This is a genomic window from Streptomyces gobitricini, assembly GCF_039532985.1.
GTDB classification, from domain to species: domain Bacteria; phylum Actinomycetota; class Actinomycetes; order Streptomycetales; family Streptomycetaceae; genus Streptomyces; species Streptomyces gobitricini.
On the sequence record NZ_BAAASR010000030.1, the window covers coordinates 143,761 to 156,573 of the forward strand.

Consider the following 12,813-nt stretch of genomic DNA (forward strand, 5'->3'; position numbering starts at 1 on the left):
GACGCGACACGTTGACGCGTACACCACTTCGATTCTACGTTCCGTTCAGAGTTGTGACCGAGGTCCGTCAACTCGTGCGCACGACCTGAGAGCCCCCACTCCTGGTCGAAACTCCGAACAACGGTCAGATGGTTGAACAATCCCCATTCACCCTGACACGAAGGGACGCATCCCCATGCGTACCAACCGGTCCCACCTCACCGCCGCCACCACCGCCCTTGCCCCGGCCCTCCCGCGCCCCGCGGGCGCCGCCGAGACCGCGCCCATCGGCTCCGTCGCCGCCCCGGCGACCGCCGGCGCCGGAACGGGGGAGCTGTGAGCCGCACACGCGCCCGTACGGCCCGGCTGTTCGCCCTCCCCGCCGCCGTCCTCCTCGCCCTCACCCCGTCCGCCGCCCACGCCTACCCGGGCCCCGGCCGCGTCACCGGCGACATCGTCGTCCACGACCCGGCCATGCTGCGCACCTCGTCCGGCCAGTACCTGCTGTACTCCACCGGCGACGGCCTCCAACTGCGCACGTCCACCGACCGCGTCCACTTCAGCCGCAACAGCTCCGCGTTCCCCACCCGCCCCACCTGGTGGCGGAACTACAACAGCACCTCGGACGTGTGGGCGCCGGACATCTCGTACCACGGCGGCCGGTACCTGATGTACTACTCCGTCTCGTCGTTCGGCTCCAACACCTCCGCCATCGGCCTGGCGACCTCCACCACCGGGCTGCCGGGCAGCTGGACCGACCGCGGGCCCGTGTACACCTCCACCTCCTCCAGCGACCACAACGCCATCGACCCCAACCTCTTCGTCGACGGCGACGGGAAATGGTGGCTGTCCTTCGGTTCCTGGTGGACCGGCATCAAAATGATCCGGCTGGACCCGGCGACCGGGAAGCGGCACACGGGCGACACCACCCGCCACTCCCTGGCCTCCCGGCCCACCGGAACCAAGGCCGTCGAGGCGCCGTACATCGTCAAGCGGGGCGGGTACTACTACCTCTTCGCGTCGTACGACACCTGCTGCGCGGGCACCAGCTCCACATACAAGATCAAGGTCGGCCGCGCCACCCGCGTCACCGGGCCGTACCACGACAGGAACGGCGTCAGCCTGCTGAACAACGGCGGTACGCCCGTCCTGGAGAGCCACGGCCGCTACATCGGCCCCGGCGGCCAGTCGGTCATGGCGGACGGCGACGGGGACCTGCTCGTCTACCACTACTACGACGGCCAGGACAACGGCACGCCCAAGCTCGGTGTCAACCTCCTCGACTGGAGCAGCGGGTGGCCCGTCGCCTACTGACCGGCGTCCAGCGGCACCAGCTCGCCGCCGACCGGGAGGCCCTCCACCCCCCGGTCGTCGACGACCACCAGCTCGTACGGATGCCGGCGGCCCCGCTGCCACTGCCCGCCGGCCAGCCGCACCGTGGCGATGTGCGGCACGGGGCCGGACGTCCAGTCCAGCGGGCCCGCGACGGTCTCCAGCCGCGTGGCCCCGAGCGCGGCCGCGACCGAGGAGGGGGCCGCCGGGTCGCCGGCCGTGGCCAGGGCGTGCGCGGCCACCTCGACGAGGGCGTACGCGAGCCCCAGCGGCTGGAGCCACTGGTTGCCGGTGCTCCGCTCGTACCCCTCGGCCAGCTCGGCGGCGGTCGTGCCGTCGATGGACGAGCGGTACGGGTGGGCCGGGGTCCAGTACACCAGCGTCGCCACGTTCGTCTGCGGCGCCTCGGCGGCCGGACCGGTGGCGGCAGGGGGATAGGCCAGCCACCGCGAGCAGGTGATCAGCCGGAGCCGCAGCCCCCGTGCGGCGGCCTCCCGGCGGAACACGCCCAGGTCCGCGCCGGTCGCCGCGCTCGTGACGATGTCCACGCCCTCCTGCCGGAACGCCGCCACATGAGCGCCCAGGGCCTCGGCCGGCTCCCGGTACCCGGGCGGGTCCACCAGGCGGTGGCCACGCGCGCGTGCCGCGGGCAGGAAGCCATGCGTCCGGTGGCGCGACCAGTTGCCCTGCGGACCGTCGTTCCACAGGCACCCGACCGTCCGCTCCGTACCGCCGGCGGCCTCCCACAGGTCGGCGAAGGTCTCCGCGATGTCGTCGAGCCCCCAGCAGAAGTGGTACGTCCAGCGCCGCCGCGCGCCGCCGTGGTAGTACACCTGCCAGGGGAAGGTGCTCGACAGGCACGGGACGGCCGCCTCTTCGCAGGCGTCGGCGACCGCGGGCAGCACCTCCGTGCCGGCCAGCGTCAGCACGATCCCCGCGCGCTCCACCTCCACCAGCTCCCGTACGGCCCGCCGCGCGCCCTCGGCGGTGGACCGGCTGTCGCGGCCCACCAGGCGCAGCCGCCCGCGCAGCTTCGGCGCCAGCAGGTCCATCACGTACGCCAGCGGATCCCCCAGCCGCGCCAGCCGGCCCGTGCGCGCGACGACCACGCCCACCGTCGGCACCGCCACGGCGGCCCCGCCCGCGGCCGCCCGGCCCACGGCCGGCGACCCGGGTGCCGGCATCCGTTCCTCTTCGTCGTTCGTCCGATCCATGACCCGCACAACGCCCCGGCGGGACGGATGTCACGCAGGGCCGCCACCACGAGTGGTGTGAATCGATTCATGACAGGGTGGCGGCGACCTCCTACGATGAAGCCTCCGGTCCGGCGGCGGAACGGGTGGCAGAGGACCGAGAGGGGTGCGCGGCGTGGGGCGCATGGTGGGCATCAAGGACGTGGCGCAGCGGGCGGGCGTTTCGGTGGGCACCGTGTCCAACGTCATCAACCGTCCCGAGACGGTCGCCCGGGCCACGCGCGAGCGCGTCCAGGCGGCGATCGAGCTGCTCGGCTACGTCCGCAGCGAGTCGGCGCGCCAGCTGCGCGCCGGCCGCAGCCGGATCATCGCGCTGCTCGTCCTGGACATGGCCAACCCCTTCTTCGTGGACCTCGCCACCGGCGCCGAGCGTGCCGCCCGGGAGGCCGGACTCGGGGTGATGCTCTGCAACAGCGCCCAGGACCCGGCCGAGGAGGCCGAGTACCTGGGCCTCTTCGCCGAGCAGCGGGTCCGCGGGGTGCTCGTGACGCCCGCGGACCCGGAGGGGCACACCCTCAGGGCGTTCGGCCGGCACGGCATCCCGTACGTGTTGGTCGACCGCACCGCCGCCGGGGAGGAGTCGTGCTCCGTCTCGGTGGACGACGTCGAGGGCGGGGCGCTCGCGGTCCGGCACCTGCTGGAGGGCGGGCACCGCGGCCTGGTGTACGTCGGCGGACCGCCGCACCTGCCGCAGGTCCAGGACCGCCGGGAGGGGGCGCTGGGCGCGCTCGCCGAGGCGGGGCTGCCGGCCGGCGCCCTGGTGCGCGTCGACACCGAGCGCCTCGACGTGGCGTCCGGGCGCGACGCGGGTGCCCGGCTGCTGGGCATGTCGCCCCGCCCTACGGCGGTGTTCTGCGCCAACGACCTGCTGGCGCTGGGCGTGTTGCAGACGCTGTTCGCCGCGGGGGTGTCGGTGCCCGGGGACATCGCGCTGGTCGGGTACGACGACATCGAGTTCGCCGCCGCCGCGGCCGTGCCGCTGACCTCGGTGCGCCAGCCCGCGCACCGGATGGGCCGGATGGCCGCCGAACTGCTCATCGAGGAGACCGGCGAGGATGCCGGCCGGCACGAGCACCGGCGCGTGGTGCTCCGGCCCGAACTGGTCGTCCGTGCCTCCAGCATGCCGCCGCGCCACCCCTGACGCGCCCCGCCGCCCCCCGTGGTGGCGTACCGCGCCACCCGCGAACACCGCCCGGCCCCCCGGGGGGCCACCCGCACCTGCCCGCCGTTGCTCCGGCCCGGTGCCGCCCGCGCTCGCCGCGCCCGGCGCTTCCCCCGGGGCGACGGATCTCGTCCGAACCGTTGACGTACCCGGCGGTGGTCCTTACGTTGTCTCGGCAAGCGCTTTCCTAAAACGATTCAAAGCGCGCTGGAGGACGAACTGTGCGTACCAATGGGACTGTTGACCGGCGCGGCCTGCTGAAGGTGGCGGGCGGCTCCATGGCCGCTCTCGGCCTGACGGCGGCGGGCTGCGGCTCCGGAAGCGGCTCGGGCGGCGGCGACGGCACCGTCACGATCAGGTACGCGTGGTGGGGGTCGGACGACCGTGCCAAGCGCATCAACGAGACGATCCGGCTCTTCGAGAAGAAGCACCCGAAAATCAAGGTCAAGACCGACTTCCAGCCCTACCTCGACTTCTGGAAGAAGTTCAACACGCAGGCCTCCGGCGGCAACCCGCCGGACGTGTTCCAGAACGCGATCGGCTTCCTGCGCAAGTACGACGAGAAGAACGTGCTCCTCGACCTCCGGCAGCAGGCCGACGCCGGCAACCTGCGCATGCGCGGCTTCCGCGCCGGCCTGGAGAAGTTCGGCGAGGTCGACGGCAAGCTGCTGGGCGTCCCGGTCGGCTCCAACTCCATGGCGCTCGTCATCGACCGGGCCGTGTTCGCGAAGGCCGGCATCACACCGCGACCCGGCTGGACCTGGGGCGAGTTCAACGCGGCCATGACGAAGATCCGCGACACCCAGGGACGCGCCGGAGACAGCGGCCTGTACGGCGTCATGTACCTGTACGACCTCCATCTGCGCCAGCACGGCAAGGCCTTCTTCACCAAGGACGGACTCGGCTTCACCGAGGCCGATCTCACCGACTGGTGGACCACGGCCCGGGCGGGCGTGCGGTCCGGCATCCACGCGGACCCCAAGAAGGTCGCCCAGATCAAGCCCAAGTCTGCCGTCGCCGGTGAACTCGCCGCGGCCGAGTTCACCTGGGACAACTTCACCATCCGCTACACCTCCGAGGGCAAGAGCCAGTACGGCCTCGCGCCGATCCCCACCACCGACGGCAAGAGGACCGGCCAGTACCTCGGGTCGCTGATGCTGAGCGCCTCCCGGCGCACCAGGCACCCCGAGGAGGTCGCCCGGTTCATCGACTTCATGGTCCACGACCCCGAGGTCGCGAAGATCATGGGCTACGACCGCGGCGTACCGGCCACCACGGCGCAGTACGAGGCGTTCACCCCGACCGACGAGGTCAACAAGCAGATCGCGGCCTACGAGCAGCAGCTCGTCGACACCGGCGTACTGGAGCCCATCACCCCGCACCCGGCCGGTGCCGACGTGGCCGAAGCGGCCTTCCTGCGCGTCGCCGAGGACATGGCCATGGGCAAGCGGTCCGTCGCCGAAGCGGTCGAGCAGTTCTTCACCGAGGCGAAGACGGCCCTGGGGTCCTGATGGGAAGCACCGTGACACAGCACCGCACGGCCTCACCGGGACCCCCCGCGAAGGCCACGGCCGAACCCCCGGCGCCCCCCGTCGCCACCACCGGGCCCCGCACCCGACGGAGCCGGCGCGACAACCTCGCCGGCTACCTCTTCATGTCGCCCTGGATCGCCGGGTTCCTGCTCCTGACGGCAGGCCCGATGGTCGCCTCGCTCTACTTCGCCTTCACCGACTACAACCTCTTCGACGCCCCCCGCTGGATCGGCCTGAAGAACTTCACCGACATGTTCGCCGACCCCCGCTGGCGGACGTCGGTCGAGGTCACGCTCTGGTACGTGGTCATCGGCACCCCGCTCAAGCTCGCCGCCGCGCTCGGCGTGGCGCTGCTGCTCAACCAGAAGCGCCGCGGACAGGCCTTCTACCGGGCCGCGTTCTACGCGCCCTCCCTCATCGGGGCCAGCGTCTCCGTCGCCATCGTCTGGAAGGCGATCTTCTCGGACGACGCCATCGTCGACCGCGCCCAGCGCGCCCTGTTCGGCGTGGACGTCGGCGGCTGGACGGGCGACCCGGACTGGATCCTCTACAGCCTGGTGGCGCTGACCGTCTGGCAGTTCGGCGCCCCCATGGTGATCTTCCTGGCCGGCCTGAAGCAGGTGCCGCGCGAGCTGTACGAGGCGGCCGAGGTCGACGGGGCGGGGCCCTGGCGCCGGTTCTGGAACATCACCCTGCCGATGATCTCGCCGGTGCTCTTCTTCAACGTCCTGCTGGAGACCATCCACTCGTTCCAGATCTTCGGCTCGGCGTACATCCTCGGAGGCCAGGGCGGCACCTGCGGCCCCGCCGACGCGACACTCGTCTACACCTGCTACCTGTACGTCCAGGGCTTCGAGAACAGCCGCATGGGCTTCGCCTCCGCCATGGCCTGGATGCTGCTCCTCGCGGTCGGCCTGGTGACGGCGGTGCTGTTCTGGTCCCAGCGCCGCTGGGTGCACTACGAGGAGGCCGCCCGATGAGCGCCGTGACGTCCCCGCGCCGGCATGCCGGATCGCTCGCCTGGCACCTCGGGTCGCTCGCCGTCCTGGCGGTGGTGCTCTACCCCGTGGTGTGGGTGATCGGCGGCTCGTTCAAACCCAACGACGAGATCGTCGGCAGCCTGGAGCTGTTCCCGGCGAACCCCCTCACCGACAACTACCGGCGCCTCGCCGACGGCATCGCCGACATCCCCGTCTCCACCTTCTTCGGCAACTCCCTCTTCCTGGCCCTCGGTTCGGTCGTCGGCGTGCTGGTCTCCTGCTCGCTCGCCGCCTACGCCTTCGCCCGGATCGGGTTCGCCGGGCGGAGCCTGCTCTTCGCGCTGATGATCGGCACGCTGCTGCTGCCGTACCACGTACTGCTCATCCCGCAGTACGTGCTGTTCCAGAAACTGGAGCTGATCAACACCTACACCACGCTGCTGCTCGGCAAGTACCTCGCCACGGACGCCTTCTTCGTCTTCCTGATGATGCAGTTCATGCGGGGTCTGCCGAAGGAGCTGGACGAGGCGGCCCGGCTGGACGGCTGCGGACACCTGCGCATCTACTGGTCGATCGTGCTGCCGCTGTGCCGGCCCGCGCTCATCACCAGCGCGATCTTCACCTTCATCAACGCGTGGAACGACTTCATGGGCCCGCTGATCTACCTCAACGAACCCGATAAGTACACCGTCTCGCTCGGTCTGAAGATGTTCGTGGACCAGGACGGCATCGCCAACTACGGCAGCATGATCGCCATGTCGCTGGTCGCCCTGCTGCCCGTGCTGCTGTTCTTCCTGGCCTTCCAGCGCTACCTGATCGACGGCATGGCGACCTCGGGTCTGAAGGGCTGAGCCGATGCGGACGCTGCGCCTGGTGCGCTTCGGGGTCTTCGCCGAGTGCCTGCTCACCGGCGTGTGGATCGCCCTCGCGTCGCTGCCGCTGGTCACCCTGCCCGCGGCCGTCGCCGCAGGCGCCGCCCACCTGCGCCGCCACCTCGCCCACGAGCGCGGCGGGCTCCGCGAGTACGCGGCCGACGTGCGGGCCGCGGCCCGGCGCGGCTGGCTCGCCGGGCTGGCCGGATGGGCGGCGCTCGCCCTGGTGGCGGCGGACCTGGCGGTCGTACGGGCGGGAGGGTTGCCGGGCGGCACCTTCGCCGGCGCCGTCGGGGTGCTGGCGCTGCTCGCCCTCGCCGTCGCCGGGCTGCGGGCGGCCGTGGCGTGGCGGCCGGACGCCTCCTGGCGGGCGCTGACCGCCGTCGCCGTCCGGCGGACGGTACGGGACCCGGCGGGCTCCTTCCTGCTCGTGTGCGGGTTCGCCGTCGTCGCGGCGTCGGCGTGGTTCGCCCTGCCGCTCGCGGCACCCGCGCTCGGCATCGTCACGGCGGCGGCTCTCGCGCTGGAGCGGCGAGCACCCGTCTGAGCAGCGGCAGCGGAAGGGGGCGACCGGGCCGTACAGGCCGCCCCCGCCGGCCGGACCCGCCCCACGGCACCCCCACGCCACGGTTCCGTGGCACCCCCGTACGCCCGGAGCAGCACGTACACGGAAAGGACACCCATGACTCCCATCGCGCGCAGAGGCCTCCTCAAGGCCGCTGCGGCCGCCGGTGCCGCCGCACAGTTCAGCTGGACGCTCGGCCAGGACACCGCCCGGGCGGCCGCCCCGGCCGCCGCCCCCGCGGGGGACGCGCCGGTGAGCGTCGGCTGGCTGGAACCCGGCGGGCTCGGAGCCGCGCCCGGCTCCACCTTCGGCGTCCCGTGGCCCAAGGGCGCCCACCCGGCCGCGCAGACGTTCACCCTGACCACGGCCGACGGCGGGCGGAGCGTCCCCGTACAGACCTGGGCCACCGCCTACTGGCCCGACGGCTCCCTCAAGTGGACCGCCCACGCGGTCGGCCCCGAGGCGGCCGGGACCGGGAAGTTCACCCTCACCGCCGGGGCCCCGGCCGCCACCGCCCGACAGGTCACCGTCACCGAGACCGACCGCCGGATCACCGTCGACACCGGCACGGTCAGGGCCGTCGTCTCCAAGGACGGCCAGAAGCTCGTCGAGTCCGTCACCCGGGACGGGACCAGGATCGCCACCGACGGGCGGCTCGTCCTGCTGCGCCAGGGCGACCTCGACGACGGCGACCAGGGCAACGCCAAGTGGGAGCGGTTCGACGGCGAGATCAGCGGCGCGACCGTCGAACAGCGCGGCCCCGTACGGGCGGTCGTCCGTGTCGACGGCAAGCACCGCAAGGGCCGCCGCCGCTGGCTGCCGTTCAGCGTACGGCTGTACTTCTACGCGGGCGCCGAGTCGTTCCGCATGGTCCACACCATCACCTACGACGGCGACCAGGACAAGGACTTCATCCGCGGCCTCGGCGTCCGCTTCACCGTGCCCATGCGCGACGCCGCGTACGACCGCCACATCCGCATCGCGGGCGAGGGCGAGGGCTTCCTCACCGAGGCCGTCCAGGGGATCACCGGGCTGCGCCGCGACCCCGGTGCCGCCGTCCGCGCCGCACAGGTCAGAGGCGAGAAGCTGCCCGACCCGGCGACCTGGGACCAGCGCGTCACCAGCCGCCTGGCATACGTTCCGCGGTGGGGTGACTACACCCTCGCCCAGCTGTCCGCCGACGGCTTCACCCTCCGCAAGCGCACCGGCCCCGGCCACGGCTGGATCACGGCGGGGGGCGGCGGGCGGGCGAGCGGCTTCGGGTACGTCGGAGGGGCCGGCGGCGGACTCTCGTTCGGACTGCGGGACTTCTGGGAGAAACACCCCGCCCAACTCGACATCCGGGGCGCGGCCGGAGACGAGGCGGAGGTGACGCTGTGGCTCTGGTCGCCCGAGGCGCAGCCCATGGACCTGCGCTTCTACCACGACGGCATGGGCCAGGACACCCACCCCGAGCAGCTCGAAGGCCTCAACATCACCTACGAGGACTACGAGCCCGGGTTCGGCACCCCCTACGGCATCGCCCGCACCAGCGAGCTGATGTTCTGGGCCAACGCCGCCACCCCGTCCGCCGACGCCCTCGTCGCCCAGGCCGCCGCCGTCCGCACCCCTCCCCAGCTCGCCGCGAGCCCCGCCGACCTCGCCCGCGCGGGTGTCTTCGGCGGCCTGTTCTCACCCGTCGACCGCTCGGTACCCGCGAAGGCGAGGATCGAGGACCAGCTCGACTTCCTCTTCACCTACTACAAGGACCAGGTCGAGCAACGCCGCTGGTACGGCTTCTGGGACTACGGCGACATCATGCACACCTACGACGAGGACCGCCACCAGTGGCGGTACGACGTCGGCGGCTACGCCTGGGACAACTCCGAACTCTCGCCCGACCTGTGGCTCTGGTACGCCTATCTCCGCTCCGGCCGCGCCGACGTCTTCCGGTTCGCCGAAGCCATGACCCGCCACACCGGCGAGGTCGACGTGTACCACCTGGGGAAGTGGGCCGGGCTCGGCACCCGGCACGGCGTACAGCACTTCGCGTGCAGCGCGAAGCAGCAGCGGATCTCGACCGCCGTCTACCGCCGCCCGTACTACTTCCTCACCGCCGACGAGCGGGTCGGCGACCTCATGCGCGACCTGGTCGACTCCGACGAGACGTTCCTCGTCCTCGACCCGATCCGCAAGATCCGCACCGAGCCCTACACCCCGGACCGCAACGCCCTGTCCATCGGCTTCGGCACCGACTGGAGCGGCCTGGCGGCGGCCTGGCTCACCGAGTGGGAACGCCGGGGGCCCAAGGCCGCCAAGGCGGAGGCACGGCTGCGTTCCACCATGGAGACCATCGCCGCCCAGCCCAACGGCTTCGTCCAGGGCACCGGCCTGTACGACCTCGACACCGGACGCTTCGCGGTCGCGGACAAGCCGGTCGTCGGCGTCTCCCACCTGTCGGCCATGTTCGGGCTCGTCGAGATGTGCGCCGAGCTCATCGACCTGATCGACCTGCCCGCGTTCAAGGACGCCTGGCTGGACTACTGCCGCTACTTCAACGCCACCAAGGCGGAACAGACGGCACGGTACGGCTCGCACTTCGGCAATCTGCTGCTCTTCCAGGGCCATTCGCGCCAGGACGCCTACGCGGCGGCTCAGCTGCGGGACGACCGACTGGCGGCGCGCGCCTGGCAGAAGTTCCTGAACAGCGACGGGTACACCACCGCCATGAAGTGGGACAAGACACCCGTCGAAGGGCCCGCCGCCCTCGAACCCGGCTACGAACACCTGTGGATCAGTACCAACACCACGGCCCTGTTCGGCCTGGCGGCCATCCAGAACCTGGCACTGATCGGCGACAGGATCCCGCGCTGAACCCGCCCCGCCCCACCGCCGGTTGCCGGGGCGGGGCGGGACACCGGTCGGCCGGCGACCCGCCACGAGGCGCTCGCCCGCTTGCCGACGGCCGGCCGGGGCGCACCGGACCCGACCTCCCGGTCACCGCCGTGCACGGCCGCGAGCCGCGGCCCACCGCCGGCACCGTGGTCGTTCCGCCCTCCGGTCCAGCAGCGCGTGACCCGGGCCCGGCGTTCGCCGAGGTCCCCCGGCCGCGCCCTCACCCGGGCACGCGCGTGACCGTCAGCGCCGGGGTGAACGCGATCCGGGTGAGCGCCCCGTCGTCCGCCCACCGCACCTCGACCAGTTCGCCGTCCGCCCGCTCCACGGACGCCGTGCCCTCGAGCGGTACCGCGCCCGGGGCCGCCGTCAGGGACGCCAGCGCCACCAGCACGACCGTGCCGCCCACCTCGGACGGCGCGGCGGTCAGCCGGGGGAGCACCGCCCAGCGGGTGAACGCCGTGCCCGCGGGGGCGCGCAGCCGCTCGGCGTCCGCCTCCTCCCACCCGTGCAGGCCGAGCAACTGCGAGGTGAGCGGCTCGTCCGGGCCGGTCGCCCAGCCCGACAGGCGCACCCGGGCCCCGCGTTGCAGACCCACCAAACGGTGCACCCGCAGCTCGTACCGGCCGCGGGCCACCGTCACGCTCTCCACCCGCAGCCCCGGCACCATCGGCGGCCCGGCCGGGAACACCGGCCGGTGCCACGAGGCGGCCCAGCCCCAGCCGTCCCCGTGTCCCGCGCCCAGCGGCCGGATCCGGCAGCGCGCCGACGCCACCCCGCCGACCTCGACGGCCAGGTGGTTGTCGGGCGCGTTGGCGGCCGAGGACGGCCCCGTACGGGTGGAGTAGGCGAGCCGCCCGTACAGCACGTCGTGCCCCTCGGCGGTGTCTCCCGCGAACGGCGGCAGGGCGTCACTGCCGTGGTTGTGCAGCCGGGCGACGCCGTCCGCGCCGGTCGTCTGGACCAGCAGCCCCGGCGCGGGCAGCGCCAGCACGCGGTCGCCGCGCTCGGCGGGCGCCGCCTCCTCCCGTACCGTCCACAGAGGATCGTCCGCCGGGACGAGCAGCGCCACGAAGGCCTTGGAGGCCCAGTACGGCGAGGCGGGGCCGGAGTACGACTGGAGTGTCGGCCCGTGCGGACCGTGCCAGCCGGACGTCAGCAGCCCGTCGCGGGTGTCGACCGCGCCCCGGTCCAGGAAGTACCGCAGGCAGCCGCTCAGCAGCCGCCGGGAGACCCCGGGTGCCAGCGGGGTGTGCCCGGTCAGCGCGCCCAGCCCGACCGCGGCCGCCGCGGCGAACCGGTACGTCAGCGACCGCCCGAAGTACACCGGCGCCCCGTCGCCGCCGAACAGCAGCGAGAAGCCCTCCAGGTGCTCGCGCAGCCGCGGCCCGTACACGGCCGGCAGCGCCTGGTCGCCCGCCAAGTGGGCGTGCAGCACCGGGTACAGGTGCAGGGCCCAGCCGTTGTAGTGGTCGAACGCCCGGCCGTCGCCGTCCGCGTACCAGCCGTCGCCCCGGTACCAGCCCTCCAGCAGTTCCAGGGCCCGCTCGACCGCCCGGTCCGTCTCCGCGTCCCCGCGCCCCACGGACTGGAGGAACCCGGCGACGGTGAGCGGGAAGAGGTACCAGTTGTTCGGGGCGGGGGTGTGCCGCAGCGCACCGCGCAGCCACTGTTCGGCACGGTCCTGTACGTCGCCGTCGAGGCGGTCCCACAGCCACGGCCGGGTCAGCCGCAGCCCGAGAGCCACGGACGCGGACTCGACCATCGGCTGGCCCTGGACGCGGTGGCCGAGGATCAGCGGCCACGACTCGGCGTCCTCGCGGCCGGGCGTGCGCGTCCCGGCGGCCAGCCCGTCCCCGTACCGGCCGAGCAGCCCGTACGGGTCCTCGCCACCGGCGCCCGCGACCCGGAACGCGGCCGCCAGGAACGTGCGCGCGTACCCCTCCAGCCCGTCGGAGCGGACCCCCGAGACGGACGGCCGTCCCGGCAGGTCCAGCAGCGCCCCGCGGGGCGTCGCCCAGCGCCAGGCGGCCCGGACCAGCCCGTCGGCCGCCGCCTCCCAGTGGACGCGGGTGAATCCGGTGTACGGGCTCGGCTCCCGGTCGTCGGGAGGCAGTCGCAGGCGCCCGCTCATGCGGGGTACGCCCTCCTGCCCGGGCGTACCGGGCGTACCGGGCGTACGTGGCACACGGGCCGGGCGGGGCGTACGGGACCGGCGGGGCCTGCGGGACGGGCGGGACCGCCGCCCCGGGGCCGGCGGGCCG

Annotated in this window: 10 protein-coding genes; 8 read left to right on the forward strand and 2 right to left on the reverse strand. The window is 73.1% G+C overall.

Translation table 11 applies throughout. From position 1 onward, the window contains the following. Positions 1-175 precede the first annotated feature (175 nt). Both ABD347_RS25360 and ABD347_RS25365 read left to right on the forward strand, forming a co-directional pair. Positions 176-319 carry a hypothetical protein gene (locus ABD347_RS25360; RefSeq protein WP_344365423.1) on the forward strand — a complete coding sequence of 48 codons (144 nt, stop codon included), beginning with the start codon at positions 176-178 and terminating at the stop codon, positions 317-319. Next, positions 316-1,293, forward strand: coding sequence for an arabinan endo-1,5-alpha-L-arabinosidase (locus tag ABD347_RS25365; RefSeq protein ID WP_344365425.1), 978 nt, complete (start codon positions 316-318; stop codon positions 1,291-1,293). The genes ABD347_RS25360 and ABD347_RS25365 overlap by 4 nt, the downstream gene beginning before the upstream one ends. Here the strand turns inward: ABD347_RS25365 and ABD347_RS25370 are convergent. Beyond that, positions 1,287-2,525: an ABC transporter substrate-binding protein gene (locus ABD347_RS25370; RefSeq protein ID WP_344365428.1), complete on the reverse strand. Its 1,239-nt coding sequence runs from the start codon at positions 2,523-2,525 to the stop codon at positions 1,287-1,289. The two genes, ABD347_RS25365 and ABD347_RS25370, sit on opposite strands and share 7 nt — an antisense overlap. A gap of 163 nt (positions 2,526-2,688) precedes the next feature. Here ABD347_RS25370 and ABD347_RS25375 point away from each other — a divergent pair, with 163 nt between their 5' ends. From ABD347_RS25375 to ABD347_RS25400, 6 genes are all read left to right on the forward strand, one after another. Further along, the gene (locus tag ABD347_RS25375) at positions 2,689-3,705 is read left to right on the forward strand and encodes a LacI family DNA-binding transcriptional regulator (protein ID WP_344365463.1); all 1,017 of its coding nucleotides are present in this window, start codon (positions 2,689-2,691) and stop codon (positions 3,703-3,705) included. A gap of 299 nt (positions 3,706-4,004) precedes the next feature. Next, positions 4,005-5,237 carry an ABC transporter substrate-binding protein gene (locus ABD347_RS25380; protein ID WP_425575762.1) on the forward strand — a complete coding sequence of 411 codons (1,233 nt, stop codon included), beginning with the start codon at positions 4,005-4,007 and terminating at the stop codon, positions 5,235-5,237. Further along, the gene (locus ABD347_RS25385) at positions 5,237-6,238 is read left to right on the forward strand and encodes a carbohydrate ABC transporter permease (RefSeq protein WP_344365432.1); all 1,002 of its coding nucleotides are present in this window, start codon (positions 5,237-5,239) and stop codon (positions 6,236-6,238) included. Before ABD347_RS25380 ends, ABD347_RS25385 begins: the two co-directional genes overlap by 1 nt. Then, the gene (locus ABD347_RS25390; protein ID WP_344365434.1) at positions 6,235-7,089 is read left to right on the forward strand and encodes a carbohydrate ABC transporter permease; all 855 of its coding nucleotides are present in this window, start codon (positions 6,235-6,237) and stop codon (positions 7,087-7,089) included. Before ABD347_RS25385 ends, ABD347_RS25390 begins: the two co-directional genes overlap by 4 nt. Positions 7,090-7,093: 4 nt before the next feature. After that, positions 7,094-7,657, forward strand: a complete 564-nt coding sequence (locus ABD347_RS25395) for a hypothetical protein (protein ID WP_344365436.1) — start codon at positions 7,094-7,096, stop codon at positions 7,655-7,657. Between the two features lie 135 nt (positions 7,658-7,792). Further along, entirely contained in the window at positions 7,793-10,528 is a 2,736-nt protein-coding gene (locus ABD347_RS25400; protein WP_344365439.1) for an exo-rhamnogalacturonan lyase family protein, read from the forward strand. A gap of 241 nt (positions 10,529-10,769) precedes the next feature. On the opposite strand, the gene ABD347_RS25405 is transcribed toward ABD347_RS25400, so the two are convergent. Beyond that, positions 10,770-12,683 carry a DUF2264 domain-containing protein gene (locus tag ABD347_RS25405; RefSeq protein WP_344365441.1) on the reverse strand — a complete coding sequence of 638 codons (1,914 nt, stop codon included), beginning with the start codon at positions 12,681-12,683 and terminating at the stop codon, positions 10,770-10,772. Positions 12,684-12,813: the final 130 nt, after the last annotated feature.

Coding starts and splice junctions, on each gene's coding strand:
- ABD347_RS25360 (WP_344365423.1), top strand. CDS start 176: ATGCGTACCAACCGGTCCCACCTCACCGCCGCCACCACCGCCCTTGCC.
- ABD347_RS25370 (WP_344365428.1), bottom strand. CDS start 2,525: ATGGATCGGACGAACGACGAAGAGGAACGGATGCCGGCACCCGGGTCG.
- ABD347_RS25375 (WP_344365463.1), top strand. CDS start 2,689: ATGGTGGGCATCAAGGACGTGGCGCAGCGGGCGGGCGTTTCGGTGGGC.
- ABD347_RS25380 (WP_425575762.1), top strand. CDS start 4,005: ATGGCCGCTCTCGGCCTGACGGCGGCGGGCTGCGGCTCCGGAAGCGGC.
- ABD347_RS25385 (WP_344365432.1), top strand. CDS start 5,237: ATGGGAAGCACCGTGACACAGCACCGCACGGCCTCACCGGGACCCCCC.
- ABD347_RS25390 (WP_344365434.1), top strand. CDS start 6,235: ATGAGCGCCGTGACGTCCCCGCGCCGGCATGCCGGATCGCTCGCCTGG.
- ABD347_RS25395 (WP_344365436.1), top strand. CDS start 7,094: ATGCGGACGCTGCGCCTGGTGCGCTTCGGGGTCTTCGCCGAGTGCCTG.
- ABD347_RS25400 (WP_344365439.1), top strand. CDS start 7,793: ATGACTCCCATCGCGCGCAGAGGCCTCCTCAAGGCCGCTGCGGCCGCC.
- ABD347_RS25405 (WP_344365441.1), bottom strand. CDS start 12,683: ATGAGCGGGCGCCTGCGACTGCCTCCCGACGACCGGGAGCCGAGCCCG.